The organism is Haladaptatus halobius (genome assembly GCF_020618475.1).
In the GTDB taxonomy this organism is placed as follows: Archaea; Halobacteriota; Halobacteria; order Halobacteriales; family Haladaptataceae; genus Haladaptatus; species Haladaptatus halobius.
Window position 1 is genome coordinate 1 of record NZ_CP085335.1, and the last position, 26,824, is coordinate 26,824.

Below are 26,824 nucleotides of genomic sequence, written 5' to 3' on the forward strand. Positions count from 1 at the left end.
ATCCACCAGAATCGATTTTCTGCCAGTCGTGGGTGAAGTTGTTCACCGAATCCTCGAGAAGAATATCACCCATTTTTGACGCAAGCGTTGCCGTACCCAAAACATAGGAGAGGGAGCTAGCCTCGACAGCACTCAACGATAGTGCGGTCGTTGCAGCTCCGAAGGTTCCTTCCAGGAGATTATCCGGAACCGATACATCCCACGAACACGTTCGTCGCTCGAGTCGAACACGGCAGTGTAGTTGGGATTATTCTCCCTGACGAACACACCTTGCTTCCACATCACGGCATTTGCAAGTCCTCCTTCGTCTTTTTCTATGTAACCGTCTTCGACGACGTGGATATTGTTATCTTCTGACTATATATTAACACCGGGGAGAATCTATTAGAAGCAGCGCATTCGAAAAGAGGTTAGCGCACGATACGTGTGTAAACCCGAATACTACGTCGAAGAGGATGACTCAATCAACATTTCCCCAAAATCGTTCCAACCCGAGCGAGAGCATGTCCGGGCTGACCGGTTGGAACTCCTCACGCTCCGTCTCGGGGAAAAACTCCCTGACGCTGTCCCACGAATCGCGGGCGTAGCGGCTATCGACGAGCACGCGGACGCCCCGCTCGTCGGAACCGCGGATGACGCGTCCGAGCGCCTGCCGTGCCTTTCTGACCGCCGGGACTGTGAGCGCATACGTGAAACCGTCGCCGAACTTTCGTTCGTAGGCGGTTCGCACCGCACGGGTTCGGGGGCTCGCGGTGTTGATGATGGGGACTCCGCAGACGACGGCGGCGCGGAGTCGGTCGCCTCGGTAATCGACGCCCTCGGTGAGCGTTCCCCGGAGGCTCGTGACCAGCACCTTCGCCTCGCCGTCGAAGAACTCGTCTTTCAGTTCCTCCGTGGTGTCGTCCGCGCTGCTCTCGTCCAGCAGCACTCGCTTGTCTACCACCTCGCGGAGGTGTTCCGCGGTCCACTTCGCTTCCGCGTAGTTCGGCATCCCGACGAGGACGTTGCCGGGCGATCGGGCCACGTCGCGGATAGCGTCGGCGTACACCTGTCGTTCGGGCGTCTCCTCGCCCGGCGCACCCCTGTTGTCGTAGGTGAACTTCGGAGCGTCCACCGCGAAGCTCTCGCGGTTCGGCTCGGGGAAATTCAGGCCGTACGTACGTTCGACGACGGGCCTCCCGTCGTTTTCGATGTGAATCAGACCCGACACTTTTTCGAAAATTTCGAGGGGTTCGAGCGTCGCACTCATCAGGATGCCGCCGCCGAACTCCCCGAGTTGTTCGCCGATGGCGTCGCTCGGGACGCAGTTCTGCATGGCGAGTTTCGCGTTGTAGGCCCGTCGCCACGAATCGTCGGGTTCGCGGTCGTTCCATGTCCGTTCGAGAACGATCTCGCGGAAGTACGTCTCGTGATCGTTGCGATACCACTCGCCGATGACGTGGCCCGCCGGGAGGGAAGCGCGCTCCCTATCTTTTTCGTCGGCTTCGTTGAGGATGCGAGCGACGACCGCTCCGACCGCCTCCGCGCGCGCCCACGTGCCGCCGTCGTACCCCGCGTTCTCGGCCCATTTCGATATCTCGTCGGGTTGTGGGACGGTCGGGTCTCGGAGTGGAATCTCGGCGTCCGGGAGGTCAGTGAGGTTCGCCTTCCAGCCCCGATGTTCGCGTTCGAGGTGCGCGGTGACTCGTCGGTCGAGTTCCTCGCGGAGGTCGCGGACGAAGTCGCGGGTCTCCTCCAGTTCGCGGAGGGTGACGTTCGCGTCTTCGAGTTCGGCGCGGATGAGAGCGGCGTCGGCGGTGGTGTGTTTCGAATCCCGGTCGTCGAACTTCACCGGTTGGATGACGCGCGTGAGTTCGGATTCGGCGTCCCGGAGCGTCGCGTCGCCGACCGACTGGCTTACGAGATCGCGGACGCGCGGTTCGAGCATGTGCGCCTCGTCACAGACGAGGAAGGTGGAGTCGTCCACGAGTGCGCCCGTGAACCCCGCGGTCGTCACCGGGTCAAAGGCGTGGTAGTAGTTTCCGACGACCACTTCGACGTGGCCGAGTAGCGCGCCCATCATCGAGTGCGGGCAGGTGCCCCACTGCACCGAATGGGCAACGAGGTCGTCGGGTTCGATGAGACCCATGCCCTCGAAATTGAACGGAACGGCCTCGACGGGGTCACCGTCCTCCGGCAGGTCGTCCAAGAACTGGGCGTAGAACGGGCAGTACTCCACGTCGCTGTACTCCGGCATCTCCGGCGAGTACGGGGTTGGTTCGCCCGCGGTTTCGAGATACGTCGCGGCGCTCCTCTGACTGCCCGAGTCGGCCAGTCCGGTCTGCTGGCTTCTGGCCTGGGAGGCGAGGTTCTGGGCGGTCGTGGAGCCACCTTCGCCGGTCAGGTCGCGGGTACGCTCGCGCAGGCCCTCGCAGCGCTCGTAGACGTTGCCGTCGTCGATTCCCCCCGCGTTCTCGCGGTTGTAGGGACAGACGTCGGCCTTCCCGACGAGCGTGAGCGCGGAGACGGGGTTCCAGTCGTCGGGGAGGTTCGCGTTGATCGTTCGCAGGTCGGTCTCGAACTGGCGGAGCTGTTGTTTGACGCTCGTGAGGACGAACACTCGCTCGTACCGGCTGTCGGGGTCGCGCACGAGGTGGAGACCGGCCGTCAGCGCCAGCATCGTCTTGCCAGTCCCGCAGGCCCCCTCGATGACCGAGAAGCCATCGTCGCGGGCGGTCTCGATGGCCGTCTCGATGCCATCTATCTGCTCGTCGTAGGGTTCGTCGTGTCCGAATATCGTCCGCCAATCCGCCATCATCATTGCTCAGTCAGCCTCGTGCTTAGGGCTGTTGAACTGGATTGGTTCCGTCTTGGTATTTAAACCTCAGCACAGAGTGAACATGGTGGGGGTGCGGAGATATTTCAAAAATTTCGGTAAGTGCGTGAGAGGCCTCTTTTCAGGTGCTATCCGATGCCCAATTCTGTGAGGATCATCCCCGGAGGAGAGCGACAAAACTAATTCCGTGACTGAGAAGAACCGCCCAGTATTCGAGGGAATCGTCCGGATAGCGCCCCTGGGTCGAAGCGACCATAACGAAGCCTCCAGCCAGGATTACAGCGATTCCAAAGAGTTGAACGTTCGTTTCGTCCATGCAAACACGATCGAGATGGCAGAAAAAAGCGTTCAATAGTATCCCCGAAAGTCCACCCGGAGCGGCAAGGACGGGTTAGCACGCTTCCAGTGATTGAGAGGTGTATACGCTCGGCGGCTGGCCGACCAACCGCCACCGCCAGATCCCGTGCGGGGACGACTAAACGAACGGAGTGAGCGAAGGAGTCGGTTGGGGAGGCGTGTGGGCGGTTGCGGTGCTGTCTGGAATGGACTGAAAGGGGCCGAACGCTTCGCTCCCGCCCGGAGGCTTTCGAGGACTGCGTCACCACGGGAATTCGGTCAGCTCAACCGAAGAGTTCGAGAACTTTCGCAGACGACTCCGCCGCAATACCGCGTCTCTCGAAGCGAACGTCTCGACGACGCAGTGTTTACCCGCCGCGAACTTCTACATCCCGTCATGACCGATGCGGACGAGCCTACGAATCCGACCGAACTCTCGGACGACGATTGGCGCGACGAACTGCTGTCCTTGCGCGACGAGAAAGACGAGTTCCTCGGCGACCATCCGCAGTCGCCGATTCCGCCCGACAGGCGCGACGAGTTCGACGGCATCTCGTACTTCGAGCCGGATTCGGAGTATCGCGTGACCGCCACGGTCGAGACGCACGACGAGCCGGAACCGCTCGAACTCGAAACGACCGCCGGGCCGCCGCAGCGGTATCTCCGGACGACGACGTTCCACTTCGAGGTCGGTGGCGAGAACTGCTCGCTCTCGGCGTACCAGCAGGAGGGCCAAGAATCCCTGTTCGTTCCCTTCCGCGATAAGACAACGGGTCAGCAGAGCTACGAGGACGGGCGGTATCTCGACCTCCATCCCGACGGAGCACTGAACGATGGCGACGAGGTCACGCTGGATTTCAATCTCGCCTATTCGCCGTTCTGCGCCTACAGCGAGACGTTCTCGTGCCCTCTTCCGCCCGAGGAGAACTGGCTGAACGTGGCGATTCGGGCCGGCGAGCGGGCGTGGGACGGCCACTGAGACCGTCCGACGCGGTGGCGATGTCCATCTCCACCGGAAAAGCAGGGGTTGCGACCGAGTTTTCGGAATCGAAACCCGAGTTTTCGATTCGCCACCGAACGGTTCCTTCCGAACAGTTGTTTCGGGGTTACGAAAACAATTCTTTGATATTCGGGAATTTGGGTGAGACTTTGGAAAGGATTTTTAGGTGCTCGCCACCAAGAACTGGATGCCGACGACGCCGTTGTCGGCTGAAAGCATGCCAAACTGCGACCACTGTAGCGCGCACGTCTCCGAACGATTCGCGCGCGTCTTCGCTGACGAACACGGTCACATCCGCGCTTGCCCCGCTTGCTCGGCGAACGCCGGAATCGCCGAGGTAGCGCGACAGCGCGCGCAAAAAGCATAGCCCGACGAGGCGAAAGGGCGGAATCGACAGGAACAAGACGAACCACGCGAAGCCTGTTAGGTGTGACCACCCACTGGGTCTACGTCGTCGAATGCAGTGACGGCACTTTTTACACCGGATACACGACCGACGTAGCTCGCCGCGTCGCGGAACACGTCGCCGGCGACGGTGCGAAATACATCCGTGGGAGGACGCCTATCGAACTCGTCCACACCGAACGATTCGAGTCGAAGTCCGCGGCCATGTCCCGCGAGTACGAGATAAAACAACTCGGCCGCGCCGAAAAGGAGCGACTGGTGGAAGAATGTCCGGTGGAAAATATCCCACAGAAGAATCGGTGAGCGACGGCTATCAGTCGTCCGCCGCCGCCTCGTCCGCCGCCTCGGTCGAGGTCACGTCGGGCGTGATGAAGGCGTATTCTACCGCCTGTCGTCCGAGTTTTCGGGTGCGCTCTTCCAGGTCCTCGTCGACGAACTCGCCGTCTTCGAACTGGTCGTACGCCCGCCGGATGCCGACCTGATGCGGGAGCACCCAGCCGTGGACGCCGCGAACGGTGATTCGCATGTGGTCGAGCGTGCTGGCGTAGGAACCGCCGCCGGCGACCACGAGTAGGCCGACCGTGGTATCTTCGAACTCGTCGAAGCCACAGTAGTCGTGGACGTTCCGGAACGCCGAACTGTACGATCCGTGGTAGACGGGACTACCGAGAATGACCGAATCGGCCCCCCGAATCTTCCGTTTTATCTCCACCGCGTCCTCCGGTTCGTCTTCGTCCGGGTCGAACACCGGAAGGTCGTAGTCGCGCACGTCGAGCAACTCCGTCTCGGCTCCTGCTTTCTCCGCGGCGTCCAGTACATGCGTCAAAGCGGTTCGCGTGTGGCTCCCGTCGCGCATGCTTCCGCACAGCGCGACGACCCTCGGTACTGCTGTCATTGTTCGTCTCTCAGTGCCGAGAACGTTTAATCCACTCGGCTCGAAATCACCCCAGTATCTCGGTTTTGTCACGACCGTGTTCTCCATACACACGGTGGTTTTTTCGACCACGACGACGACGGACGAAGTATGGACACGCCGATTTCGTTCGGAACCGACGGCTGGCGGGCAACGCTGGACGAATTCACGTCGCCGCGCGTGCGGATCGTCGGACAAGCTATCGCCGACTACCTCCGCGAGGTCGAAGACCGAGCGGGCGAGACGGTCGCGGTGAGCTACGACGCCCGCGAAACGTCGCGCGGGTTCGCGGAAGACCTCTGTCGCGTCCTCGCGGCGAACGGTTTCGACGTGCTCATCCCCGAGCGGGACACGCCGACGCCCGTCCTCGCGTGGACCATCGCCGACCGCGACCTCGCGGGCGGCCTGATGATAACTGCCTCGCACAACCCGCCGGAGTACAACGGCGTGAAGTTCATCCCGACGGACGGAGCGCCCGCCCTCCCCGAGGTGACCGACGAGATCGAATCCCGACTCGCCGACCCCGACCCCCGCCCGGAGGACGAACACGGCGTCGTCCGCGAACAGGATTTCGTCGCGCCCTACGCCGACCACGTATTCGACCTCGTGGAGAGCGACTTCACCGACCTCTCGGTCGTCTACGACGCCATGCACGGAAGCGGGCGCGGTGTCACCGACCGCCTGCTCGAAGAGACGGGCGCGAGCGTCGAGCGACTCCACTGCGAGCGAGATCCCGAGTTCGGCGGCACGCCGCCGGAACCCGACGCCGACCACCTTCAGGAGTTGGTCACGGCGGTTCGAGAGAACGACGCGGATATCGGCATCGCCAACGACGGCGACGCCGACCGAATCGCCATCGTGACGCCCGACCGTGGCTTTCTGGACGAGAACCTCTTTTTCGCCGCGTTGTACGACTACCTGCTCGAAGCCGACTCCGGCCCCGCGGTTCGAACCGTCTCGACCACCTTCCTCATCGACCGAATCGCCGAGGCGCACGGCGAGGAGGTTCACGAGACCCCCGTCGGGTTCAAATGGGTCGCGCAGGCGATGGCCGAGTACGACGCCCTCGTCGGCGGCGAGGAGAGCGGCGGGTTCGCCATACGCGGTCACGTCCGCGAGAAAGACGGGGTTCTGATGGCCTTGCTCGCCGCCGCGGTCGCCGCGGAACGCCCCTTCGACGAGCGGGTGGACGACCTGCTGGACGAGTTCGGCGAGATCCATCAGAACAAGATAAGCCTCGCGTGCCCCGACGACGAGAAAGAGCGCGTCCTCGCCGACCTCGAAGCCGAACTTCCCGAGGAAGTCGCGGGCAGGGACGTGGAGGACGTGGTGACGAAAGACGGTTTCAAAATCCTGCTCGAGGACGGGTCGTGGCTGCTCGTCCGACCGAGCGGAACCGAACCCAAGATGCGCGTCTACGCCGAAGCCGAGAGCGACGAGCGCGTCAACGACCTGCTCGTCGCGGGCGAGGAGCTGGTCGAACCGCTGATTTAGTTCCCGAACCGACGTCATCAGCGCCGATTTTCGCTCGCCCCGTCAAACGGTCGTCTGTCTTCTCGCGCCGATGCGCCAGGTACCCGAATCTTATGTGAAATCAATCATATAATAAATCGATTCAGCGAACTTTCTTCCCGAAACTCGACAATCGCTCGATGTGCGACTCCCCGACTCTCCACCCCCGCTCGTTCTGAAATACTATCTCTATCAAGCGACGGTGACGTTCGGTTTCTTCTGGCCCGTATTCACCGTCTTTCTCCTCCACCGCGGCCTCTCCTACACGCAGATCGGTCTTTTAGGAACTATCTCCGCGGCGTTCGTCGTCCTCGGCGAACTCCCGACAGGGTACGTCGGCGACCGTATCGGGCGTCGAAACGGCCTCCTCGTCGGTTTCGTGCTTCTCTCCCTCTCGCTCCTTGGATTCGTCGTCGCCCGCGGATTCGCCGGTTTCGTCGTTCTATACGTCCTCTGGGCGCTCGGGCTGGTGTTCCACTCCGGAAGCGACGACGCGTGGCTCTACGACGCGCTCGAATCCCGTCTCCGCGAGGACGAGTACACCCGTATCCGCGGACGCGGCGGTTCGGTCAACCAGTGGGTGAGCGCGGGAACGATGCTCGCCGCCGGTGGACTGTACGGCGTTCGTCCGTGGCTCCCGTTTCTCGCCGGGGGGCTCCTCGTCGCCTGTTCCATCCCCGTCCTCATCTCGATGCCTCGTTCGAAGCACACCGACGAAGAGGACGGACTGACCGTCGTCGAAACGTTCCCCTTGATCCGTCAGCGGTTGACCGAGCCACCGCTTCGCCTGTTCGTCCTGTACGTGGCGCTGTTCTACGGCATCGTCAACGCCGCCGACACGTTCATCCAGCCGATCGCCACTTGGACGCTCGGTCTTCCGATGGCGGGCTTGGGGCCGCTCTACACCGGATTCACCGTCGTCGCCGCGGTCGCCAGTTACCACGCGGGAACGATAGAGGAACTGCTGTCCACCCGGTGGGCCGTGCTACTCATCCCCGGGCTGGTGGCCACGTTCTTCGTCGTACCGCTGCTCGCGCCGCTCGCAGCGCTCCCGCTCTTCTTCACGATGAAGAGCGCCCGAGTGGTGATGGCCCCGATTACGAGCGGGTATCTCAACGACTGCGTCGAGTCGGTCGGCCGCGCCACGCTCCTGAGCGCGGCGTCGATGGTGTACGCGCTCGTCCGCCTCCCCCTCAAACCGCTGGCCGGGGTCGTGGCGGACGCGACCGCTCCGCTCGTCGCGGTGGCTGCCCTCGGCGGCTTCTTCGTTCTGGCCTCCGTCGTCGTCTGCGCGGTCGAGACGCCAGTTGCCGATGCCAAGACGGAACGGCAGACCGCTGACTGAACACGCCCGCCATCGAAAAAATTCTCATTCGAACGACAGCACGTCGCCCGGATTTAGATAGTAGAGCGCCGCGAGTCCCACGCCGAGCGCCACGGTGACCAGTCCGAGCAGGTCGTTCGCCGACGCGTCGACCCCGTCCCGAAGCACGTAGAACGCCATCACCCCTGCGAACGCGACCCAGATGATCGCGAGACGGCGGCGTTTCGTCTCGTCCATGCGCCGTCGTTGGCAAACGCGGAGTATCAGTCTTCGCTTTCGAGCAATCCCCACAATCTCCGCTCCTCCGTCGATTCGATGTCGAACTCCAGCGACTCGTAGAAGGCCCGAACGCTCGGGTCGAACTCCGCGGTCAGCGTTCCGTGTCGTTCGCGGGCCGCTTCGACCAACGCCGTTCCGATTCCTTGCCCGCGCCGCGCTCGCCGAACCGCGATGGAGTCGATGTAACCGCCTGAATCGCGGGACTCCATCACTGCAGCGCCGAGGATCCGCCCGCCGTCTTCTGCGACCAGTACGTCACCCGCGTCGATTCGCCCCCGAACCTCGCTTGCGTCGGTTTCGAGCATCGCGGCGTCCAGAATCCGCATGACGGTGAGGTGGTCGTCGGGCAGAGCGGGGCGGACGGTCATCCGCCTTTTATCAGCCGCAGCACCTTCACGTGCTCCGCTTCGACCGGTTGGTCTTCCGGCACGGGTCGACCGTCGACCATCACCGACACCTCGTGCGGACTCAAGCCTACCTCCGACAGCAGGTCGGCGTAGGTCGCGCCCTCCACGTCGAACTCGTGGATGTCCTCGCCGACCACCTCGACGGTCACGTTCATGGCCTCTCTTACCGGTCTCGTGCCTTCAGCGTGTCGGGGTCGGTGTCGCGGAGGAGGTCGCGCTCAGGCGGGCGACTCCTCGTCGGTTCCCCGTCCAGCACGCTCCGCGTACGTCGGCGTTGTGCGCCGCCCGCGGTAGCGCGCCCGGAGCGCCATCGCCAGCGCCCCGAGTCCGAGCAGGAGGACGATGAACTGGACGAGACCACCGAAGATCGGTATCTGACTGAGGAGCGTGACGACGAGCAGCCCCACCGCCAGCGCCAGCCAGCGATTCGTCTCGTCGACCAACGACAACAGCCAGATGCCGACCGCGAATGACCCGTACACCGCCGCGGTCCAGAGCAGGATGACGAACAACAGCGCCCCCAACAGCGAGATGGGTATCCCGATGATGGTCACGGCGAAGACGACCAGCAGAATCGGCACGAGAACGAGCAGGAGGAGGCCGACGCCGGCGGAGAGCACGGGGTCGTCGCGCGTTCGTTCGGCGACGTGTCCGGAGAACGTCGGGAAGACCGCCAGCAGCACCGCGCCCAACAGGAGGTTCACGAGGAAGCCGTACAGCGCGCCGACCCAGTTGGGCACTCGCAACGCGGGTGCCGGCCCGACGTTGGCGAGCGTCTCGTCCTGCCGAACCGTCCCGCCGATGCTCGCCCCTGGCGCGCGCTCGAACGTTTCGGCGTCGTAGACGAGGTCGCCGCCGATGCGGGTCGTCTCAGCGACTCGCAGCGTCTCGCTCGTGACTTCGGCGTCTCCCCTTACGGTTCCCGCCAACAGGGTATATCCCGCGGCTCCTTCGAGCGACCCGCCGACCGTGCCGGTTCGGGCGACGACGAGATTACCGCCGCCCGCTTCGACGTCTCCCGTAACGTCGCCTCCTATCCGGACGTTTCCGGCGAACGCCGACACGTCTCCTCTGACGGTACCGGTCTGCGCGACGAGGACGTTCCCGGCGAACGCGCTCAGGTCGCCGTTCACCGTCCCGTGGACGACGACGGTTCCGGCGGTGGCCGTGAGGCTGCCGTCCACCGTCTCTCCCTCCTGAACGACGACCGTGCCGCCCGTTCGCGTCTGTTGTGCCGTCGCCGTCGCCGTCGCCCCGGCGAGGAGCAGGACGAGTACCAGAAAGACCGCGCGCGTTCGCATGCCCCGACGGTCGGCATCCGGGCGAATAGTAATTGAGTCGTTGTCCGCGAGAATCGTGGATTGTGCACGAGGAAGCGGCGGACTAATTGGGCGTGAAAAATCGGCAGACCGACCGGGAGCGGCGTCTCGGGGCCTTTAAGAACGGCAGGTGCCTTTGCTGGGACATGAGCGAGGCCGAATCGGAAACCGTCCCCGGGCGCGGAACCATCTGGGTCGAGAAGTACCGACCCCAGACCTTGGACGAGGTGGCGGGTCACGAGGACATCACGGCGCGACTGAAGAGCTACATCGAGAAGAATGACCTGCCGAACCTGCTCTTTTCCGGTCCGGCGGGCATCGGAAAGACGACCAGCGCGGTCGCCATCGCCAAGGAGCTGTACGGCGATAGCTGGCAGTCGCACTTCCTCGAACTGAACGCCTCCGACGAGCGCGGCATCGACGTGGTGCGCGATCAGATAAAGAACTTCGCCCGCCACGACCCCGGCGCGGTGGATTTCCAGATAATCTTCCTCGACGAGGCGGACTCCCTGACGAGCGACGCGCAGGCCGCCCTCCGCCGGACGATGGAACAGTTCTCCGACAAGACGCGCTTCATCATGTCGTGTAACTACTCCTCGAAGATCATCGACCCCATCCAGTCGCGGTGCGCGGTGTTCCGGTTCGCCCCGATTCCCGACGAGGCCGTCGTGGAGCGAATCCGTTACATCGCCGACGAGGAAGGCATCGAGACGACCGAGGGCGGCGTCGACGCCCTCGTCTACGCCGCGGATGGCGACATGCGAAAGGCCATCAACGCCCTGCAAGCGGCCGCAGTCATGGGCGAGCAGGTGGATGAGGAGGGCGTCTTCGTAATCACCAGCACGGCCCGCCCGGAGGATATCAAGGAAATGGTGCAGGACGCGCTGATAGGGGACTTCACCCGCGCGCGCTCCAAACTGGACGAACTGCTTACCGAGCGCGGCATGGCGGGCGGCGACATCATCGACCAACTCCACCGCTCCGTCTGGGAGTTCGACCTGGACGACGAGGAGGCCGTGCGCATCCTCGAACGAGTCGGGGAAGCTGACTACCGCATCACGGAAGGCGCGAACGAGCGCGTGCAACTCGAAGCGATGCTAGCTTCGCTGGCGCTCGACCGAGAATAACCGCCGAAAGAGACAGAGTCTCGGTCGGAATGACGATTTAAAACTCCTTTTATCTTGCGGTATACATGTCTTCTATCAAAACGGTTTGTAGGGTACTCGCCCTCTCGGAGGACGCATGGCCGAACCCCTCTTCCCCGAGCGAATCAAGACCGACCGCCTCGTCCTTGGACGAATCTCCTCGAAGACCATCGATATCTTCGAACTGTACGTCCTCTGTTCGACCGAATCGTGGCAGACCGACGTGACCGAGCACATGCCGTGGTTTCGCTTTCGGACGCTCTCCGACGTGGCCGAGTTCGTCGAGCACACCGAATCGGAGTGGCGCGACCGCGAGACGGCCAGATACACCGTCCGCCCGAAACCCGGCGAGGACGGCACGGACGAACTCGCCGGACTCACCGCATTCGGCCCGGAGTGGGACTAACGACGGGCCGGGTCGGGCATCGTCCTCGCAAAGCGATTCTGGGGTCGGGCTACGGTACGGAGCGAGCGAACGCGATGGTCGAACTGACGTTCGAGCGATTCGATCTGGACGCCTACTACACCACGGTGGCGGACGGAAACGAGCGTTCACGTCGGATGATAGAGTCGTACGTCGAGGCGTTCGGCGGCCGCCACGAGGGGCTACTCCGGCAGTACAAACCGCGACCGAACGGCGACGTGACCGACCAGCATCGGTACTCCATCACGCGAGAGGAGTACGAATCTGCGACCGACTCGAAGTAACCTGTCGGGATGATGTCACGAGATGTCGTACGTACGGTCGGAACGGTCGGGGAACGCCGTCGCCTGTGAGTGTCGCCATCGCGCACCGATTACGGTCGAATGACGCTCTCCCGTAGCACGGTCGAGAACCGACGAACAGTTCAGTCGCATTTTTCACACCTCGAGACAGTCACTGAAGCATGGTTCTAACCGTTCCCGACGCTGCTGCAATTCGCCGTATCGCCCTCCTCGGTTCGGAGGTACTCCGATGACGCCCGCAATCGAAACCGACGGACTGACGAAACGATTCGACGACACCGCGGTCGTTTCGGATTTGAACCTCACGGTCCCCGCCGAGTCCGTTTACGGTTTCCTCGGCCCGAACGGTGCGGGTAAGACGACGACGATGCGAATGCTGACGACGCTGACCCGTCCGACGAGCGGCACCGCGCGAATCGCCGGGCAGTCCATCGACGACCGGGACGCCGTCGTCTCGCGCATCGGCTTCCTGCCGGAAGAACCGCCGTTGTACGACGAACTCACCGGCCGCGAGCAATTGCAGTACGTCGCTGGACTGCGCGACTTGGACGCCGACGACCGCATCGACGCCCTACTCGACCGCCTCGACCTCGCCGACGACGCCGACGAGCGCGTGAGCACCTACTCGAAAGGGATGAAACAGAAGGTGGCGACGATTCAGGCCATCCTCCACGAACCGGAAGTCGTCTTTCTGGACGAACCCACTTCAGGACTCGATCCCCGCGCCGCCCGCACCGTGCGTGACCTCATCTCGGAACTCACCGACGACGGCATGACCGTCTTTCTCTCGACACACATCCTCCCCGTGGTCGAAGAACTCGCGGACACGGTCGGCGTGCTGTCCGACGGGTCGCTTGTCGCGGAGGACTCGCCCACCCGACTCACCCACCGCGCGGAGAAAGAGCAGACGCTCGAAGAGGTGTTCCTCGACGTGACGAGCAGCGACGAGACGGCGCGGCCGGTGGAGCAATGAACTGGCCAACGCCCCGGAAGAGCGTTCGAATCGCCCGCGTGGAGTTCGTTCGAAGCTTCCGCGCCGTCACGAAGAACCCGGTTCAATTGCTGGGGATGGGCGTCTTCGTCCTGCTGTTCGTCGGCGGCGCGACTGTCGGCGGGAGCTACGCGATCTACCGTTTCGGTGACAAGATTGCCGAACTACCGTTCCTACTCGATGCGGCCCGCGGCGCGACGGCGGTCGCGTGGATCGCCGTCGCCGTGATGGTCGCCGCACGGGCTGTCGGGAAGACCGCCCGCATCGACCACGAACACGGGATTTTGACGACGGTTCCCGCCCGCGATGTGGTTGGCGGCCTGCTACTCGCGGAGTTCGCCCGCGTGTTGTCGGTCGTCGCGGTTCCGCTGCTCGTCCTAAGCGCGATGTGGGCGGTCGTTCTCGGCTCGCCCGTCCCCTTCGTCGCTATCGTCTCCACGGTCACCGCGCTACTCGTCATCGCGCTGCTCGTCGGCCACCTGTTCGGCGTCCTGTTCAAGATCGCGTTCGCGCGCTCGAAACTGCTCGCACGCTACAAGACGCTCGTCTTCGCCGCCATCTTCGTCGCGTACTTCGCTGCTATCATGACGAACGCGCTCGGTTCGGTGATGGTCGCGCTAGGACGCCACCTGCAGGACGCTCCGACGGCGTGGTTCGGCGACGTGCTCGTCGTCGGCTTTCCGGCCGCCAACTCCTCGCCTTTGCGGATGCTCGGCGCGCTCGCTCTCTTCTTGGTCGCCGTCCCCGTCCTGCTCTCGCTCGACGTGCGGGCGGCGACTCGACTCTGGTACGGCGACGCGGTGAAGCCCGGAAGCGGAAAGCGACCGAAGGGGGGGACGTCGAAGGAACGCTCAGACGCGGGGTTCCTCTCGGAGGACGGGCCCATCGCGGGCGTCGTCTCACGACCGACCCGCGCTGTGACGGCGAACGTCTGGCGGCGGACGAAGCGCGCCCCGATTCGGCTCATCTACGCCGTCTACCCCGTGTTCTTCTTCACCGGCTTCCTCCAGCAGGTCGTCTCGTCGGGCGAGATTCCGTCGGAGTTTCCCGTCATCGTCGCGCTCTACGGTGCCTGGGTCGTCGGCGCGACGGTGCTCAACCCGCTCGGCGACGAGGGTTCGATGCTTCCGGTGACGCTCACCTCGACGCTCCGCGGCGAGCAATTCGTTCGGGGGCACGTCCTCGCGGCCACGCTCGTCACTCTCCCCGTGGTGGTCGGTGCGACCGCCCTCACGGGCGCGCTGAGTCCCCTCGCTCCGGACGTTTGGCTGTCGCTCACCGCCGCGAGCGCCCTGCTCGGGGTGGCCGGTGCGGTCGTCGCCGTCGGCGTCGGCACCGTATTTCCCCGGTTCGGCGAGGTGCGAGTCACGCGAAGTCGACACGTCGTCGTCCCGAGTAAGACCGCGTTTGCTGTCTACTCGGTCGCGCTGCTCGCCGGATTCGTCGGCGCGGCCGTCGCGGCGGTGCCGGAGGGCGCGTCGCTGGTCTCGAACGCGATAGCGGTCTGGTCGGCCTTGCTCTGGCGACAGGTCGAAATTCCGGCCGTGGCGCTCCGCGTCGTCGGCGGTGCGGTGGCGGTTCTGCTCGGTGCGGTCGCGCCGCCAGTCGCGTACCGGTACGCCGCTCGTCGGTTCGACTCGTACGTCCTCGGCTGAGCGGCCTTGCGGAACTGTTTTACGCACCGATGGGCGTAGAACTACCAAGAATGAGCGAACTCGAGGAGGAGTACCGCCTCGATTATTTCGAGGAAAACGATTTCGTGCGAAAGGAATGCTCCGAGTGCGGAGCCCACTTCTGGACGCGCGACCACGACCGAACGACGTGCGGGGAACCCCCGTGCGAGGAGTACGGGTTTATCGACAACCCGAGCCTCGACGAAGAGTACTCGCTCTCGGAGATGCGAGAGGCGTTCCTCTCGTTCTTCGAGGAACACGGCCACGAGCGAATCGACCCCTATCCCGTGGCGGCGAATCGCTGGCGCGACGACGTGCTGTTGACCCAAGCGTCGATCTACGACTTCCAGCCGCTGATTACGTCGGGTCAGACCCCGCCTCCGGCGAACCCGCTGACCATCAGCCAGCCCTGCATCCGGATGCAGGATATCGACAACGTGGGGAAGACGGGTCGACACACGATGGCGTTCGAGATGATGGCCCACCACGCCTTCAACGTCCGCGAGGACGCCGAGGAGGAGTACGCCTACGAGGGCGAGGTGTACTGGAAAGACCAGACCGTCGCGTACTGCGACGAGTTCTTCGAGTCGATGGGCGCGGATCCCGAGGAGATAATCTACATCGAAGACCCGTGGGTCGGCGGCGGCAACGCGGGCCCCGCGATCGAAGTCATATATCGGGGCGTCGAACTCGCCACGCTCGTCTTCATGTCGATGGAGCAAGACCCCGAGGGCGAGTACGAGATGAAAGACGGGAACCGGTACTCGAAGATGGATACGTACGTCGTGGACACCGGGTACGGACTCGAACGCTGGACGTGGGTGTCCCAAGGGACACCGACCGTCTACGAAGCGGTCTATCCGGACATGATCGATTTCCTCAAGGAGAACGCCGGAATCGAACACTCCGAGGAGGAAGACGAACTCGTACACCGCGCAGCGAAGCTCGCGGGACACTTGGATATCGACGAGGCCGAGGATATGGAGGCCGCTCGCGACAATATCGCCGACAAGCTCGACGTCTCCGCGACGCGCCTTGAAGAGCTGATGGTACCGCTGGAGACCATCTACGCCATCGCCGACCACAGCAGAACGATGGCCTACATGTTCGGCGATGGTATCGTCCCGAGCAACGTCTCCACCGGCTACCTCGCCCGGATGGTGCTCCGACGCACCAAGCGCCTCTGCGACACCGTCGGCGTCGATGCACCGCTGGACGAACTCGTGGACATGCAGGCCGAGCGTCTCGGCTACGAGAACCGCGACACCATCCGCGACATCGTTCGAACCGAGGTCGAGAAGTACCGCGAGACGCTGGAGCAGGGCGGTCGCCGGGTGCGCCGCATCGCCCGCGACCACGCCGAGCAGGGCAAACCGATTCCGACCGATACGCTGGTCGAACTGTACGATTCCCACGGTCTCCAGCCCGACATGGTCGAGGAGATCGCCGACGAGTTCGGCGTCTCGGTGAACGTTCCGGACGACTTCTACAGCCTCGTCGCGGAACGCCACGACAGCGGGCAGGCCTTCGAGGAAGAGGAGGCCGAAGACGACCGCCTCGGAGACCTCCCGAAGACCGAGCGACTCTACTACGAAGACCAGCACCGAACCGACTTCGAGGCCGTCGTCCTCGACGTGTTCGATCGCGAGGGTGGCTACGACGTGGTACTCGACCAGACGATGTTCTACCCGGAAGGTGGCGGACAACCGGGCGACCACGGAACGCTCTCGACCGACGAGCGGACGGTGCATGTCACCGACACCCAGATTCAGAACGGCGCCATCCTCCACCGCACCAACGAATCGGTGGACAAAGGCGGCATCGTCCGCGGGAAGATAGACGCCCAGCGCCGCCGCAGGTTGATGCGCCACCACACGGCGACGCACATCGTCGTCCACGCGGCCCGCCAGATTCTCGGCGACCACATCCGACAGGCCGGCGCGCAGAAGGGCACCGACAGTTCGCGCATCGACGTTCGTCACTACGAGCGCATCGACCGCGAGACGGCCAAGCGGATCGAGCTGCTGGCGAACGAGATCGTGATGGAGAACACGACGGTACAACAGGAGTGGCCCAACCGCCACGAGGCCGAAGAGGAGTTCGGCTTTGACCTCTACCAGGGAGGGATTCCCGCTGGGACGAACATCCGCCTCATCCACGTCGCGGAAGACGTGCAGGCCTGCGGCGGCACGCACGTTCGCCGAACCGGCGACGTCGGCTGCATCAAACTCCTGAACACCGAGCGCGTGCAGGACGGCGTCGAACGACTCACGTTCGCCGCGGGCAACGCCGCCATCGAAGCCACCCAACAGACCGACGACTCCCTCCGGGCCGCCGCGGACATCCTCGATGTCGCCCCCTCGGAGGTGCCGGACACCGCCGAGCGCTTCTTCGAGGAATGGAAAGAGCGCGGCAAGCAGATCGAGGCCCTGAATGAACAGCTCGCCGAAGCCCGCGCCAGCGGCGGAGGCGGCGGCGAGGAGATAGAAATCGGCGATACGACAGCGGTTATCCAGCGAATCGACGCCGACATGGACGAACTCCGCGCGACCGCGAACGCCCTCGGGGACGAGGGGAAGATCGCAGTTCTCGGCAGTGGCGCTGAGGGCGCGCAGTTCGTCGTCGCAGTCCCTGACGGCGTCTCGCTGAACGCCGGCGAAGTCGTCGGCGAACTCGCCTCCCGCGTCGGCGGCGGCGGTGGCGGTCCGCCGGACTTCGCGCAGGGCGGCGGCCCCGACGCCGATAAATTGGACGAGGCGCTCGAAGACGCGCCGGACGTGCTGAAGCAAATTCAGAACGCCTGATTCCGTTACTCGTCCCTTCTTCGTTCTCCCGCTATTTGAGTACCTACTGCTTCGGGTCTCGGAGCGGTTATCGCCGATTTCGGAACGTGATCAGTGCTCTCCGGACTCGAATCGGAGTTTGCGAGCAACGAGCAGTCCAAGGGCGACACCGAAACCGAAGACGGCGAATCGAGGCGGGCCTTGCTGCCCGGGACGGCCGTGATTCGCGTTCGGTTCCGTTCGATCGCAGTCCGTACCACGGAATCTGGATTCAATCGGGCATGACTTTGATGTCATCGACTACACAGAAGGGCCATCATTCCCTCAAAATTCGCTCGAACATGTTCTGCTCGCCGCGATGGGCGTCACTCACCTCTATCGTTCCATTCCTCTATCGTTCCATTCTCTGCGACCTGATTGAACCGCCCATCGTGAGTGGCAATGCTGGCGGAGAAGTCGAATTCCAGCCCGCTTTCCGACGAACCGTAGACGGTCGCCAATGAGGTGGCCCATTTCGGCTCTATTCGCCACTAATCGATCCGAGTCTGAACAGTAGAGGCCAAATTACGCCGTCCCCCGAGACTCGAGTAACCGCTCTAACCCCGATTTAATATAGCGATATCAGATTCATCGCGGGCCGTAATACGTAACTCGTCGCCCGGTTTTCGTTCACGCGATGCCCGACTGTGAGTACCCGCCGCCGGTCACCGCGGGCGATACGGTCGCCGTCGTCGCCCCCTCGCACGCCCCGCCGGACGGTTTCGAACAGGGACTGCGCCGCCTCCGATCGTTCGGCGTCCGACCGAAGGTGTTCGAGACGGCGACGCGGAGCACCGACTGGCTCCGCGACAACCCGGCAGCGCGGGCGGCGGACGTGATGGACGCGTTTCGGGACGAGGAGGTGGACGCCATCGTCGCCGCGATGGGTGGTAACCGCGAACTCCAGATTCTCGACCAGTTGGACGAAGCGGTCGTCCGCCGGAACCCGAAGCGGTTCTTCGGGTCGAGCGATAACACCCACCTCCACCTGTTTTTGAATCGCGCCGGACTCGTCTCGTTCTACGGCGGACAGCTCTTTCCCGATCTCACGGCCGACCCCGCGATACACCCGTACACGCGCGCCAACGTCTCGCGCGCTCTCTCGGCGACCCCGTTCGGCGCCGCTCGTCCGGCGTCTCACTGGACGGACGAATACTACGATTTCGACGAACCAACGATGCGAACGTGGTTTCCGGCCGACGACTGGCACTGGCACGGTGCTGACGAACGAGTCGTCGCCCCAGTCGCCGGTGGCTGTCTCTCGATGCTCCGGACGCAGTTACTGGCGGGGCCGTCCCGTTTCGGCGTCGATGCACTTTCGGACTCCGTGCTGGCGGTCGAAACCTCCGGAGAAACGCCTGGAGCGAGCGAGGTCGAACGCTTCTTCATGGCGCTCGGAGAGCGCGGCGTCCTCGCCGACCTCGAAGGCGTCCTCGTCGGAAAACCCGAGACGCCCGGCGGAACACGCACCGATCGGGAGCAGTACCGCCGCGAACAGCGAGACGCGATAGTGGGTACCGTCGACGAGTACGCCGACGTACCGTGCGTCTTCGACCTCGATTTCGGCCACCCGGCCCCCGTGTTACCGCTCCCTATCGGTGCCGAGGTCGAGATCGACGGCTCGAACCGAACGATTCGATTCCGCTGAGCGACGGTCGCACGTATAAACGTGGGCTTCGATGAATCCTATACCGCGATACGAAATCTCTCATTTCTACGCCAGTGAATCGGTGGGTCGCCACACATCGTAGCAGACGAGCTGTGAACGCGAGCAAAAAATGGAATGCGGTACTCCTTCGGGATGCCTTTGGGATGAACCCGTCTGTTCTCGACTTCTACTCGCTCTCCATTTCCGACGGTAGTCGACTCGCACCAGCCGATAGGTGCGAACTTCGGACAATATCTCGGGAGTATCGACCGGACGGCTAGTTCTAGGACGCGCAATATCTTGCGCAGACCCTACTGAGTGCGGTCGTTTAATCGGAAACTCTCCGTAACGGTGCTTTCACGCGAATTAGCATCCGGGGGTCGTATTTCAACGAGTCAGCCCTCCGCAATTATAACACTATACACACATGTTTATGCCGTGTACTGGCATATCACGGGTGATGAGTACTCCGACAGACGAGCGACGCGCTCCGGAACCCGATTCGGACGCACAGGCACTTCTGGAAAAGCTGGTCGAAGAAGCGCCTGACCTCAGCCACCTCTCGCCCGAGCAGGCCCGCGCACTGCTCGGCGGTCTGTTCACTCCGGACGTCGAACCCGAACCAGTCGCCGAGGTGGACGAGCGCAAGATTCCGGCGTACGCGCGGGATATCCGCGTACGAGTCTACGATCCAGATCCGAGCGAGACGCTCCCCGCGGTCGTCTACTTCCACGGTGGAGGTTGGGTCGTCGGCAACCTCGATACCCACGACGGGGTGGCGCGGTCGCTGGCGAACGAGGGCAACTGCGTCGTCGTCTCCGTCGACTACCGGAAGGGGCCCGAACATCCCTTCCCAGCCGCCGTGGAGGACGCCTACCTTGCAACGAAGTGGGTCACCGACAACGCCGACGAAATCGGGGTTGGTGAAGGATTGGCAGTCGCCGGCGAGAGTGCGGGGGGTAATCTCGCCACCGTCGTAACACAGATGGCCGTCAAAAAGGAGGTCGACGCGCCGGAGATCGACCATCAGGTACTACTCTACCCGGTGACCGACCACTCGTTCGACACTCCCTCCTACGAAGAGAACGCGGACGGCTACTTCCTTACCACCCGAGGGATGGTGTGGTTCTGGAACCACTACCTTCGTGACGATATCGACGGGGTGAATCTGCGAGCCTCGCCGCTTCGCGCTCCCGAACGAATCCTCGCCGAACTACCGCCGGCGACCCTGTTCACCTGCGGATACGATCCGCTCCGCGACGAACAGTTCGCGTACGCCGAGGCGCTCGACGACGCTGGCGTCCCCGTCGAGCACACTCACTACGACGGCATGATCCACGACTTCGCCAACATGCGTCGGCTTTCGGAACCGTTTCCGAATGTAGACGCGGCCGAGGACGTGCGTAGACGCGCCGGCAAGGCACTTGAGGAAGTTTTCGGGTGAGTGCCATGGCTCAAAAAGAAGCGGTTCGACGCGAGTCCATGGACTTCGAGAGCGAGGGGACACGATGTGCGGCCTGGCTCTACCGCCCCGACGAGTCAGCGAGCGCCGCCACCGGAGATCCGCCGGTCGTGGTGATGGCTCACGGATTCGGGTTGCCGCGTTGGTTCGAACTCCCCGCCTTCGCCGAGCGCGGGCTGGCCGTGCTGATGTTCGACTACCAGTCGCTCGGTGATAGCGGTGACGAGCCCCGCAACGTCGGCTGTCCGGCGTTAGTCGTGGAAGGAGCCGGCGATCAGATCGCCCCGAAAGGCACCATCGACGGGACAGTTTCGAAGCTCCCCGACGTGAACTGGGTATCCTACGACACCGACTATTTCGGGGCGTTCTTCGGCGATCTGTTCGAGGAGGTCGTCGACAGAGAAGGCGCGTTCTTCGAACGCCATCTGCTCGATGGAGACGAACCATGACACGGTCATCACGAGCGACCGGTTTGCGGGAACGGCTCGAGAACGGCGACACTGCGCTCGGCGTTGCCGACGACACGTACTCTCCCGCACTCGTCGAACTGTACGGCGAACTCGGGCTCGATTTCGTCTGGATCGATTTCGTCTGGATCGATTTCGAACACGCGGGGCCGAGTCCGTGGGACGCGAATACGATGGAAGGGTTACTCCGTGCGAGTGAACTGACGGACACGGAGCTGCTGGTTCGGCTTCCGGTCACGGAGCCGGCGCTCGTTCGCAAAACGCTCGATGCCGGCGTCAGAAACGTGTTCCTCTCGCACGTCGATACGGTGGACGAAGTGCGCCGTATCGTTCGAGCGGCTCACTTCCGCTACGACGGCGAGGCTGGCGACCGTGGCCTTGCGATTCCGAGGGCGAGCCGATGGGGACTCGAGGACGACTACGTAACAAGCGAAGACGACGAGATCGTTATCGGGGTGACGATCGAGTCTCCACGGGCGGTCGAGAACATCGAGTCGATCCTCGATGTTTCGAACCTCGGCTTCGTCTTCATCGGGCCGTTCGACCTTCCGGTTGCGCTCGGCCACCCGGGTGAACTCGACCATCCCGAGGTGCAGGAGACTATCGAAACGATTCGTTCAGCCAGCGTCGATCGCGGTGTTCCCGTGGGAGGGCTCGGCTTCGATATGGACGACGTGAACGAGAAAGCCCGGAACGGGTATCAACTTCTGAACATCGGAACCACGACGGTAGCGATTCAAACCATCATCCGAGAGTGTCTGGACGAGTACGACGATGGATGAGCACGTCGAGATAGTTTCCCCTCGGAACCGGGCATCCCGCGCCAAACGAACGACGCAAACCCCGTTTCGAGGACGACCTACGGCGTTTTGAAGTACCCGTATCCGCCGTCCTGCAGTCGAGCCAGTGCCCCCGAGCCGGCCGGGACACCCTCGACGCCCGGAAGCAGGTCGTCGTCGGTCGCCTCGACGAACACCCGGACGCCAGCGCCGTTTGCGACCACCGCAACGTCGTCACCGAGTGAGGAGCCGCTCCCGTCGGTGAGTAGGTTCAGGGTGTTCACCATCGCGTGCTGGTGGTCGTGCAGATTCGGACTCGACACGTGAATCACGGTTTTCATGGAGAGAACGACGGCATCCAACGGCGTAGCCGTAGACCCTAAACGTCGCGATAAACTGCGCCTTTTTTGCTGACCGAAGGCGTACTCGTTCGGCGGAGAGACGACCGTGAGCGATTCGGTTTCGCTGAGGGCTGTCGTATATATGAGTGACAGATAACAAACTAGACGCTGCGATAGAAACCGTCGTTCGTTCTTCCGTCATCCTCCGAGGTTGCCAGACGAACAGCGAGCCGAATCGGGTCGCGGACGACTCGATAGATGTCGGATGGCTGCTTTTAGGCGAATCAAAACCTCTAAGTCGGTGTTTAGGCAAGCCTAAAAACATATGTCTGGAACACCTGCGGAGATTCCGACCCGCCGCGAGTACGTCAAGGGCAGCGGTGCCCTCGTCGGCGGTGGTCTACTGGCGGGCTGTACAAGCGACGGTTCGAACGCGAGCGCCGGAGAGTTCAAAAACGGAACGACTGCGGACGCCGACTCTTATTCGGTGACGATGGCGCCAATGGGGACGGTCGAGTTCGAGGACGTCCCGAAGAGCGTTTTCACGATATTCCCGCAGTACGCGGACATGGCGGTCGCACTCGGTCACGGTGATGCGGTGAACTCCGTTTACGTCCCCGAAATGTCCGGCAAGACGATGAACACCTACTACGATCGTCTGGAGGGCGTCTCCTTCGAGTGGAAGGGTCTTCCCGACCCGCTGAAGAATGGGCTGAACAGGGAACTGTTTTACAAACTCGATAGCGACGTTCACCTCGTCGACCCCGCGTACATTAGCACCCAAAACGGCTGGTCACAGTCCGACATCGAGGATATCCAAAACAACATCGGCCCGTGGTTCGGCAACTTCTACAGCGGTACTCACGATAAACCGCCGGAAGGCTACCGTGACGGATATCGGTACTACGGTCTATGGGAGATGTTCGAGAAGATCGCGGAGATCTTTCAGGAACAGGAACGCGCTCGGGCACTTACGGAGATTCACGCGAACGTTCTCTCGACGATAGAAGAGAATCTTCCGCCGAAAAACGAGCGACCGACGGCCGTGCGCGTCACATACAACGATGGCTCGTTTTACACGTACCACCTCAACAAACCCGGCTACTGGCTGGCGGATACTCGTCCGTTGGACGCGACCGATGCGTTTGCGGAGCAAGACTGGGCGAACCTCTGGGGAACGGTCGATTTCGAGACGATGCTCGACGCAGACCCGGACGTCATCCTCCACCTCTGGGGAATCTCGCCGGGATACCATCTCGATGAGATTCGAAAGAAAATCGAGAGTCAGCCCGCTGGACGACAGCTCTCCGCTATTCAGAACAACCGGTTTTACGCGGCGGGGATGCGATATCAGGGTCCTATCATGAATCTGTTCCAGTTGGAGATGACGGCCAAGCAGCTGTATCCCGAGCAGTTCGGCGAGTGGCCGGGCTACGTGACCGGCGAATCGTATCCGGAAATCCCCGCCGATGAACGACTGTTCGACCGACGGAAACTCGCGGACGTTATCGGCGGAACGTTCTGACGGGACTTTCGTACCGCTGGACGTTGGTCGACGCCTTCACTACCGGATTACATCCTTCGTCTCACAGTTTTCGATCCTGCTACGTTCGTTTCTACGCACGTTCGACTTTCGTTGACGGCGGCTTTTCTTCCCGTCCGTACCCGTGACCCACTACCGACGAAACGAGGTGAACCATCAGCAATACGACGAAGATGCTCGCGTCGGGCCTGAGTTCGGTGAACAGAAGCGGAATGTAGAGCAAGAGGAGAGACACGGACACCTAGAAGCTGACGAACTGTAACGGGACGACGATGACCTGTGCGACGAGCGCGGTGACGAGTTCCACCGCGGACATATTTGAATCCACGACGAGTTTAGTGAATAATATTCGTCACATAATCCATCTTACCAACCGTATAAGTGAGACGCATCGCGAATGATCTCGGACGAGGAATCGGTTCCCTCGGCGTCTCGAAATCGATTCAACCAACGTCTGGTAATCGTACGATTATGACACGAACTGTGTCTACTGATGAGTAATGCCTTTGAGGTCACCCATGGTATCCGGGCGGTGGTGGGGAACACATGACACAATCGACGCGACGACGGTTCGTGCGAACGGTAGGCGCAGCCGGGGCGCTCTCCGGGCTAACCGGACTCGCCGCATCGACGAGACAGGGACAGACGACGGTTCAATGGGCGGGTAATCAAGTCGATAAGCAGAACGCGGGGAACATCAACCAGGCGCTCCAACGGGCGGGTCTTTCGAACGACATTCAAGTCGAAGTCATCGCCACTTCAGAAGTGTCGGAAGACGTACAGCAACAGTACCGCCAGTGGCTTTCCGCGGGTCGGAGTCAGCCGGACATCCTCCGGATGGACAGCGGGTGGACGATACCGTTCATCGCTCGGAATCAAATACTCAACCTAAACCAAGCTATGTCACAGGATGCGGTAAACCGCATCAAACAGGATAACTTCACGGCCAGCGTCAACACCGCGTCGGCACCAAACGGCGATCTCTACGCGGTGCCGTACTTCACCGACCTTCCGACGATCCAGTATCGTAAGGACTGGGTGACCGACGCCGGTTTCGATCCCGAGGGCGAGAACTGGGCGACGGAACCGATGTCGTGGCAGAAGTTCTCGAGAGTGATCGCGCAGACGAAGCAACAGGCGAACACGCAGTACGGCTACGCGTGGCAAGGTGCGAACTACGAGGGGCTCTCGTGCTGTACGTTCAACGAACTCATGACGACGTGGGGCGGCGCATATTTCGGCGGCCGGGACAACCTCTTCGGCCCTGTCGGCGATCGTCCCGTCACGGTCGACGAACAACCCGTCATTCAAGCGATTCGGATGGGGAGGACATTTATCCACGGTCAGGGCGATCAGTCCTCACTACAAGGCTACCAGCAAATCTCACCGCAGGCAACGCTCCAGTGGACGGAAGGACCGACGCAGTCGGCGTTCATGAACGGCAATGCCGTGGCGATGCGCTGGTGGCCTTCCGGCCTCTACGGAGCGGCTCAGAAGTACGGCAATCGACTCGGCGTCATGCCGATCCCGTACGGCGTCCAGCCGAACGAAGCGCAATATGAGGGAACCGGCGGGACAGCGGCGGCGCTCGGCGGTTGGCATCTCGCGGTCAATCCGAATTCGCAGAACCAACAGGCGGCCGTACAAGTGGTCGAAGCGGTCTCTCAACCGGAGTTCCGTAACTTCGAGTTTAACACCCTCGGCTATCTGCCGTCGGACGCTTCGTACTTACGAACCAACCGAGCCCAGCAAGTGGACATCTGGGGCAACTACATCGACACGCTTCGTATCGCCGGTGATTCGGCGATTCCGCGCCCTGTTACCGTCGTCTGGCCCGACGAATCGGCGGCCATCGCCGAGAGCGTGAATGGGGCGCTCGCACAACAGCAAGCGCCCGACCAGGCGATGTCGTCGCTCAAGAGCACGCTGCAGGACATCGAGGAGAGCATCTAACCCGATGAGTACGGTGCGGCGATCCGTGCGGACGTTGGTCAAACGGCCCGCCAGCTGGACTGAGCGCCTGGACGAAGAACAGTTCGCGTACCTCCTCATTCTCCCGGCGTTTCTGTTGGTGGGTGCGATGGCGTTCTGGCCTCTCGTTAGGACGTTTCAACTGTCACTCCACGAGGACAACCTCTTCGGCGGCGGATACGTGGGCGAGTTCGTCGGCTTCGAAAACTACGCCGCGCTCCTGTCAGGCGAACTCGACAGCATCCTCGGCAGCCCGTTCATCAACTTCGGTCAACCGTTCGAGAGCGCCGTCATCGTGACCCTGATTTTCACGTTCGTTTCGGTGCTCATCGAAACGCTCGTCGGGTTCGGGCAGGCGCTCGTGCTCGACCAGGACTTCCGCGGTCGGCGCTGGGTTCGGGTCGCCATCATCATCCCGTGGGCGGTTCCCATCGCCATCCAGGGAATGATCTTCTATCTCATCTTCCAGCCCGGAATCGGCTTCGGGGCCAGTTTGATGCAAGACCTCGGCATCTTCACGCCGACGCCGCTCATCAACAACGTCGATTCCCTCATCATCATCATCGTCGCCGACGTGTGGAAGACTTCGGCGTTCATGGCGCTGCTCATCCTCGCAGGGCTCCAGAGCATCGACCGGTCGCTGTACAAGGTCGGCCGAGTCTCGGGCGCGTCGCGGTGGCAACAGTTCAAGTACATCACGCTCCCGCTCGTCCTACCGACGCTGCTCGTCGCCATGCTGTTCCGGACGATCCAAGCGATGCGCGTGTTCGGCATCGTGGAGACCGTCTCGGACTGTTCCACGATTCCGACGCTGTCGTGTCTCGTCGTTACCACGTTCACTGCGGGACGGTACGGCACGTCGGCGGCGGTGGCGTTCATCACGGCGGGAATCGTGGGGGCGGTGGCGCTCGTGTACATCGTTCGCTACGCGGACATCGGATGAAAC

The 26,824-nt window shown here is 62.6% G+C and carries 28 protein-coding genes; 18 read left to right on the plus strand and 10 right to left on the minus strand.

The genetic code is table 11. From position 1 onward, the window contains the following. Positions 1–460: 460 nt before the first annotated feature. Both LIW51_RS00005 and LIW51_RS00010 read right to left on the minus strand, forming a co-directional pair. The gene (locus tag LIW51_RS00005; RefSeq protein ID WP_227375216.1) at positions 461–2,794 is read right to left on the minus strand and encodes an ATP-dependent DNA helicase; all 2,334 of its coding nucleotides are present in this window, start codon (positions 2,792–2,794) and stop codon (positions 461–463) included. Positions 2,795–2,969: 175 nt separating this feature from the next. Continuing rightward, positions 2,970–3,131 (minus strand): hypothetical protein, encoded by a 162-nt coding sequence (locus LIW51_RS00010; protein WP_227375217.1) that lies wholly within the window; start codon positions 3,129–3,131, stop codon positions 2,970–2,972. A 417-nt stretch (positions 3,132–3,548) separates the two neighbouring features. On the opposite strand from LIW51_RS00010, the gene LIW51_RS00015 reads away from it, so the two are divergent. From LIW51_RS00015 to LIW51_RS00025, 3 genes are all read left to right on the plus strand, one after another. Further along, positions 3,549–4,130 carry a DUF1684 domain-containing protein gene (locus LIW51_RS00015; protein ID WP_227375218.1) on the plus strand — a complete coding sequence of 194 codons (582 nt, stop codon included), beginning with the start codon at positions 3,549–3,551 and terminating at the stop codon, positions 4,128–4,130. A gap of 238 nt (positions 4,131–4,368) precedes the next feature. Then, a complete protein-coding gene (locus LIW51_RS00020; protein WP_438267374.1) occupies positions 4,369–4,518 on the plus strand; it encodes a DUF7563 family protein in 150 nt (49 codons plus the stop codon). A gap of 62 nt (positions 4,519–4,580) precedes the next feature. Then, positions 4,581–4,859 (plus strand): GIY-YIG nuclease family protein, encoded by a 279-nt coding sequence (locus tag LIW51_RS00025; protein ID WP_227375219.1) that lies wholly within the window; start codon positions 4,581–4,583, stop codon positions 4,857–4,859. Positions 4,860–4,869: 10 nt separating this feature from the next. On the opposite strand, the gene LIW51_RS00030 is transcribed toward LIW51_RS00025, so the two are convergent. Continuing rightward, the gene (locus LIW51_RS00030; RefSeq protein ID WP_227375220.1) at positions 4,870–5,451 is read right to left on the minus strand and encodes an NADPH-dependent FMN reductase; all 582 of its coding nucleotides are present in this window, start codon (positions 5,449–5,451) and stop codon (positions 4,870–4,872) included. 129 nt (positions 5,452–5,580) lie between these two features. Here LIW51_RS00030 and LIW51_RS00035 point away from each other — a divergent pair, with 129 nt between their 5' ends. Next, on the plus strand, positions 5,581–6,963 hold the full coding sequence (locus LIW51_RS00035; protein ID WP_227375221.1) for a phosphoglucomutase/phosphomannomutase family protein: 1,383 nt from the start codon (positions 5,581–5,583) through the stop codon (positions 6,961–6,963). A gap of 160 nt (positions 6,964–7,123) precedes the next feature. After that, on the plus strand, positions 7,124–8,326 hold the full coding sequence (locus tag LIW51_RS00040) for an MFS transporter (protein WP_227375222.1): 1,203 nt from the start codon (positions 7,124–7,126) through the stop codon (positions 8,324–8,326). A 24-nt stretch (positions 8,327–8,350) separates the two neighbouring features. Here the strand turns inward: LIW51_RS00040 and LIW51_RS00045 are convergent, their stop codons facing one another. The 4 genes from LIW51_RS00045 to LIW51_RS00060 all read right to left on the minus strand — a co-directional run bounded on the left by LIW51_RS00045 (position 8,351) and on the right by LIW51_RS00060 (position 10,292). Continuing rightward, positions 8,351–8,542 carry a hypothetical protein gene (locus tag LIW51_RS00045; protein ID WP_227375223.1) on the minus strand — a complete coding sequence of 64 codons (192 nt, stop codon included), beginning with the start codon at positions 8,540–8,542 and terminating at the stop codon, positions 8,351–8,353. Between the two features lie 26 nt (positions 8,543–8,568). Next, positions 8,569–8,952 (minus strand): GNAT family N-acetyltransferase, encoded by a 384-nt coding sequence (locus LIW51_RS00050; RefSeq protein ID WP_227375224.1) that lies wholly within the window; start codon positions 8,950–8,952, stop codon positions 8,569–8,571. Next, positions 8,949–9,146 (minus strand): ubiquitin-like small modifier protein SAMP2, encoded by a 198-nt coding sequence (gene samp2 / locus LIW51_RS00055; protein WP_227375225.1) that lies wholly within the window; start codon positions 9,144–9,146, stop codon positions 8,949–8,951. Before samp2 ends, LIW51_RS00050 begins: the two co-directional genes overlap by 4 nt. Positions 9,147–9,209: 63 nt before the next feature. Then, complete coding sequence (locus tag LIW51_RS00060) at positions 9,210–10,292, minus strand: DUF8173 domain-containing protein (RefSeq protein ID WP_227375226.1); 1,083 nt, start codon at positions 10,290–10,292, stop codon at positions 9,210–9,212. A 164-nt stretch (positions 10,293–10,456) separates the two neighbouring features. On the opposite strand from LIW51_RS00060, the gene LIW51_RS00065 reads away from it, so the two are divergent. The 3 genes from LIW51_RS00065 (at position 10,457) to LIW51_RS00075 (ending at position 12,163) form a co-directional block, all read left to right on the plus strand. Then, complete coding sequence (locus LIW51_RS00065; RefSeq protein ID WP_227375227.1) at positions 10,457–11,437, plus strand: replication factor C small subunit; 981 nt, start codon at positions 10,457–10,459, stop codon at positions 11,435–11,437. 115 nt (positions 11,438–11,552) lie between these two features. Beyond that, positions 11,553–11,861: a hypothetical protein gene (locus tag LIW51_RS00070; RefSeq protein ID WP_227375228.1), complete on the plus strand. Its 309-nt coding sequence runs from the start codon at positions 11,553–11,555 to the stop codon at positions 11,859–11,861. Beyond that, positions 11,852–12,163, plus strand: coding sequence for a GNAT family N-acetyltransferase (locus tag LIW51_RS00075; RefSeq protein ID WP_227375229.1), 312 nt, complete (start codon positions 11,852–11,854; stop codon positions 12,161–12,163). Before LIW51_RS00070 ends, LIW51_RS00075 begins: the two co-directional genes overlap by 10 nt. 15 nt (positions 12,164–12,178) lie before the next feature. Here LIW51_RS00075 and LIW51_RS38350 read toward each other — a convergent pair whose 3' ends face one another. After that, on the minus strand, positions 12,179–12,313 hold the full coding sequence (locus LIW51_RS38350; RefSeq protein ID WP_255766826.1) for a hypothetical protein: 135 nt from the start codon (positions 12,311–12,313) through the stop codon (positions 12,179–12,181). 97 nt (positions 12,314–12,410) lie between these two features. On the opposite strand from LIW51_RS38350, the gene LIW51_RS00080 reads away from it, so the two are divergent. The 7 genes from LIW51_RS00080 to LIW51_RS00110 all read left to right on the plus strand — a co-directional run bounded on the left by LIW51_RS00080 (position 12,411) and on the right by LIW51_RS00110 (position 22,026). Then, entirely contained in the window at positions 12,411–13,154 is a 744-nt protein-coding gene (locus LIW51_RS00080) for an ABC transporter ATP-binding protein (protein ID WP_227375230.1), read from the plus strand. Then, positions 13,151–14,827, plus strand: a complete 1,677-nt coding sequence (locus LIW51_RS00085) for a hypothetical protein (RefSeq protein WP_227375231.1) — start codon at positions 13,151–13,153, stop codon at positions 14,825–14,827. Before LIW51_RS00080 ends, LIW51_RS00085 begins: the two co-directional genes overlap by 4 nt. A gap of 50 nt (positions 14,828–14,877) precedes the next feature. Beyond that, positions 14,878–17,649, plus strand: coding sequence for an alanine--tRNA ligase (gene alaS, locus LIW51_RS00090; RefSeq protein ID WP_227375232.1), 2,772 nt, complete (start codon positions 14,878–14,880; stop codon positions 17,647–17,649). Positions 17,650–18,304: 655 nt separating this feature from the next. Beyond that, positions 18,305–19,315, plus strand: a complete 1,011-nt coding sequence (locus tag LIW51_RS00095; protein WP_227375233.1) for a S66 family peptidase — start codon at positions 18,305–18,307, stop codon at positions 19,313–19,315. Positions 19,316–19,775: 460 nt separating this feature from the next. Then, positions 19,776–20,759, plus strand: a complete 984-nt coding sequence (lipP1, locus tag LIW51_RS00100; RefSeq protein ID WP_227375234.1) for a LipP1 family hormone-sensitive lipase — start codon at positions 19,776–19,778, stop codon at positions 20,757–20,759. Positions 20,760–20,764: 5 nt separating this feature from the next. Next, complete coding sequence (locus LIW51_RS00105; RefSeq protein WP_227375235.1) at positions 20,765–21,226, plus strand: alpha/beta hydrolase family protein; 462 nt, start codon at positions 20,765–20,767, stop codon at positions 21,224–21,226. After that, positions 21,223–22,026 (plus strand): HpcH/HpaI aldolase family protein, encoded by an 804-nt coding sequence (locus LIW51_RS00110; protein WP_227375236.1) that lies wholly within the window; start codon positions 21,223–21,225, stop codon positions 22,024–22,026. The genes LIW51_RS00105 and LIW51_RS00110 overlap by 4 nt, the downstream gene beginning before the upstream one ends. Positions 22,027–22,103: 77 nt before the next feature. Here LIW51_RS00110 and LIW51_RS00115 read toward each other — a convergent pair whose 3' ends face one another. Beyond that, the gene (locus LIW51_RS00115) at positions 22,104–22,364 is read right to left on the minus strand and encodes a DsrE family protein (RefSeq protein ID WP_227375237.1); all 261 of its coding nucleotides are present in this window, start codon (positions 22,362–22,364) and stop codon (positions 22,104–22,106) included. Between the two features lie 325 nt (positions 22,365–22,689). Here LIW51_RS00115 and LIW51_RS00120 point away from each other — a divergent pair, with 325 nt between their 5' ends. Next, on the plus strand, positions 22,690–23,889 hold the full coding sequence (locus LIW51_RS00120) for an ABC transporter substrate-binding protein (protein ID WP_227375238.1): 1,200 nt from the start codon (positions 22,690–22,692) through the stop codon (positions 23,887–23,889). Between the two features lie 91 nt (positions 23,890–23,980). Here the strand turns inward: LIW51_RS00120 and LIW51_RS00125 are convergent, their stop codons facing one another. Continuing rightward, positions 23,981–24,148: a DUF8028 family protein gene (locus tag LIW51_RS00125; protein WP_227375239.1), complete on the minus strand. Its 168-nt coding sequence runs from the start codon at positions 24,146–24,148 to the stop codon at positions 23,981–23,983. A gap of 305 nt (positions 24,149–24,453) precedes the next feature. Between LIW51_RS00125 and LIW51_RS00130 the strand changes: the two genes are divergently transcribed. Further along, the gene (locus tag LIW51_RS00130; RefSeq protein ID WP_227375240.1) at positions 24,454–25,860 is read left to right on the plus strand and encodes an extracellular solute-binding protein; all 1,407 of its coding nucleotides are present in this window, start codon (positions 24,454–24,456) and stop codon (positions 25,858–25,860) included. Positions 25,861–25,864: 4 nt separating this feature from the next. Further along, positions 25,865–26,821 carry a carbohydrate ABC transporter permease gene (locus LIW51_RS00135; RefSeq protein ID WP_227375241.1) on the plus strand — a complete coding sequence of 319 codons (957 nt, stop codon included), beginning with the start codon at positions 25,865–25,867 and terminating at the stop codon, positions 26,819–26,821. Positions 26,822–26,824 lie beyond the last annotated feature (3 nt).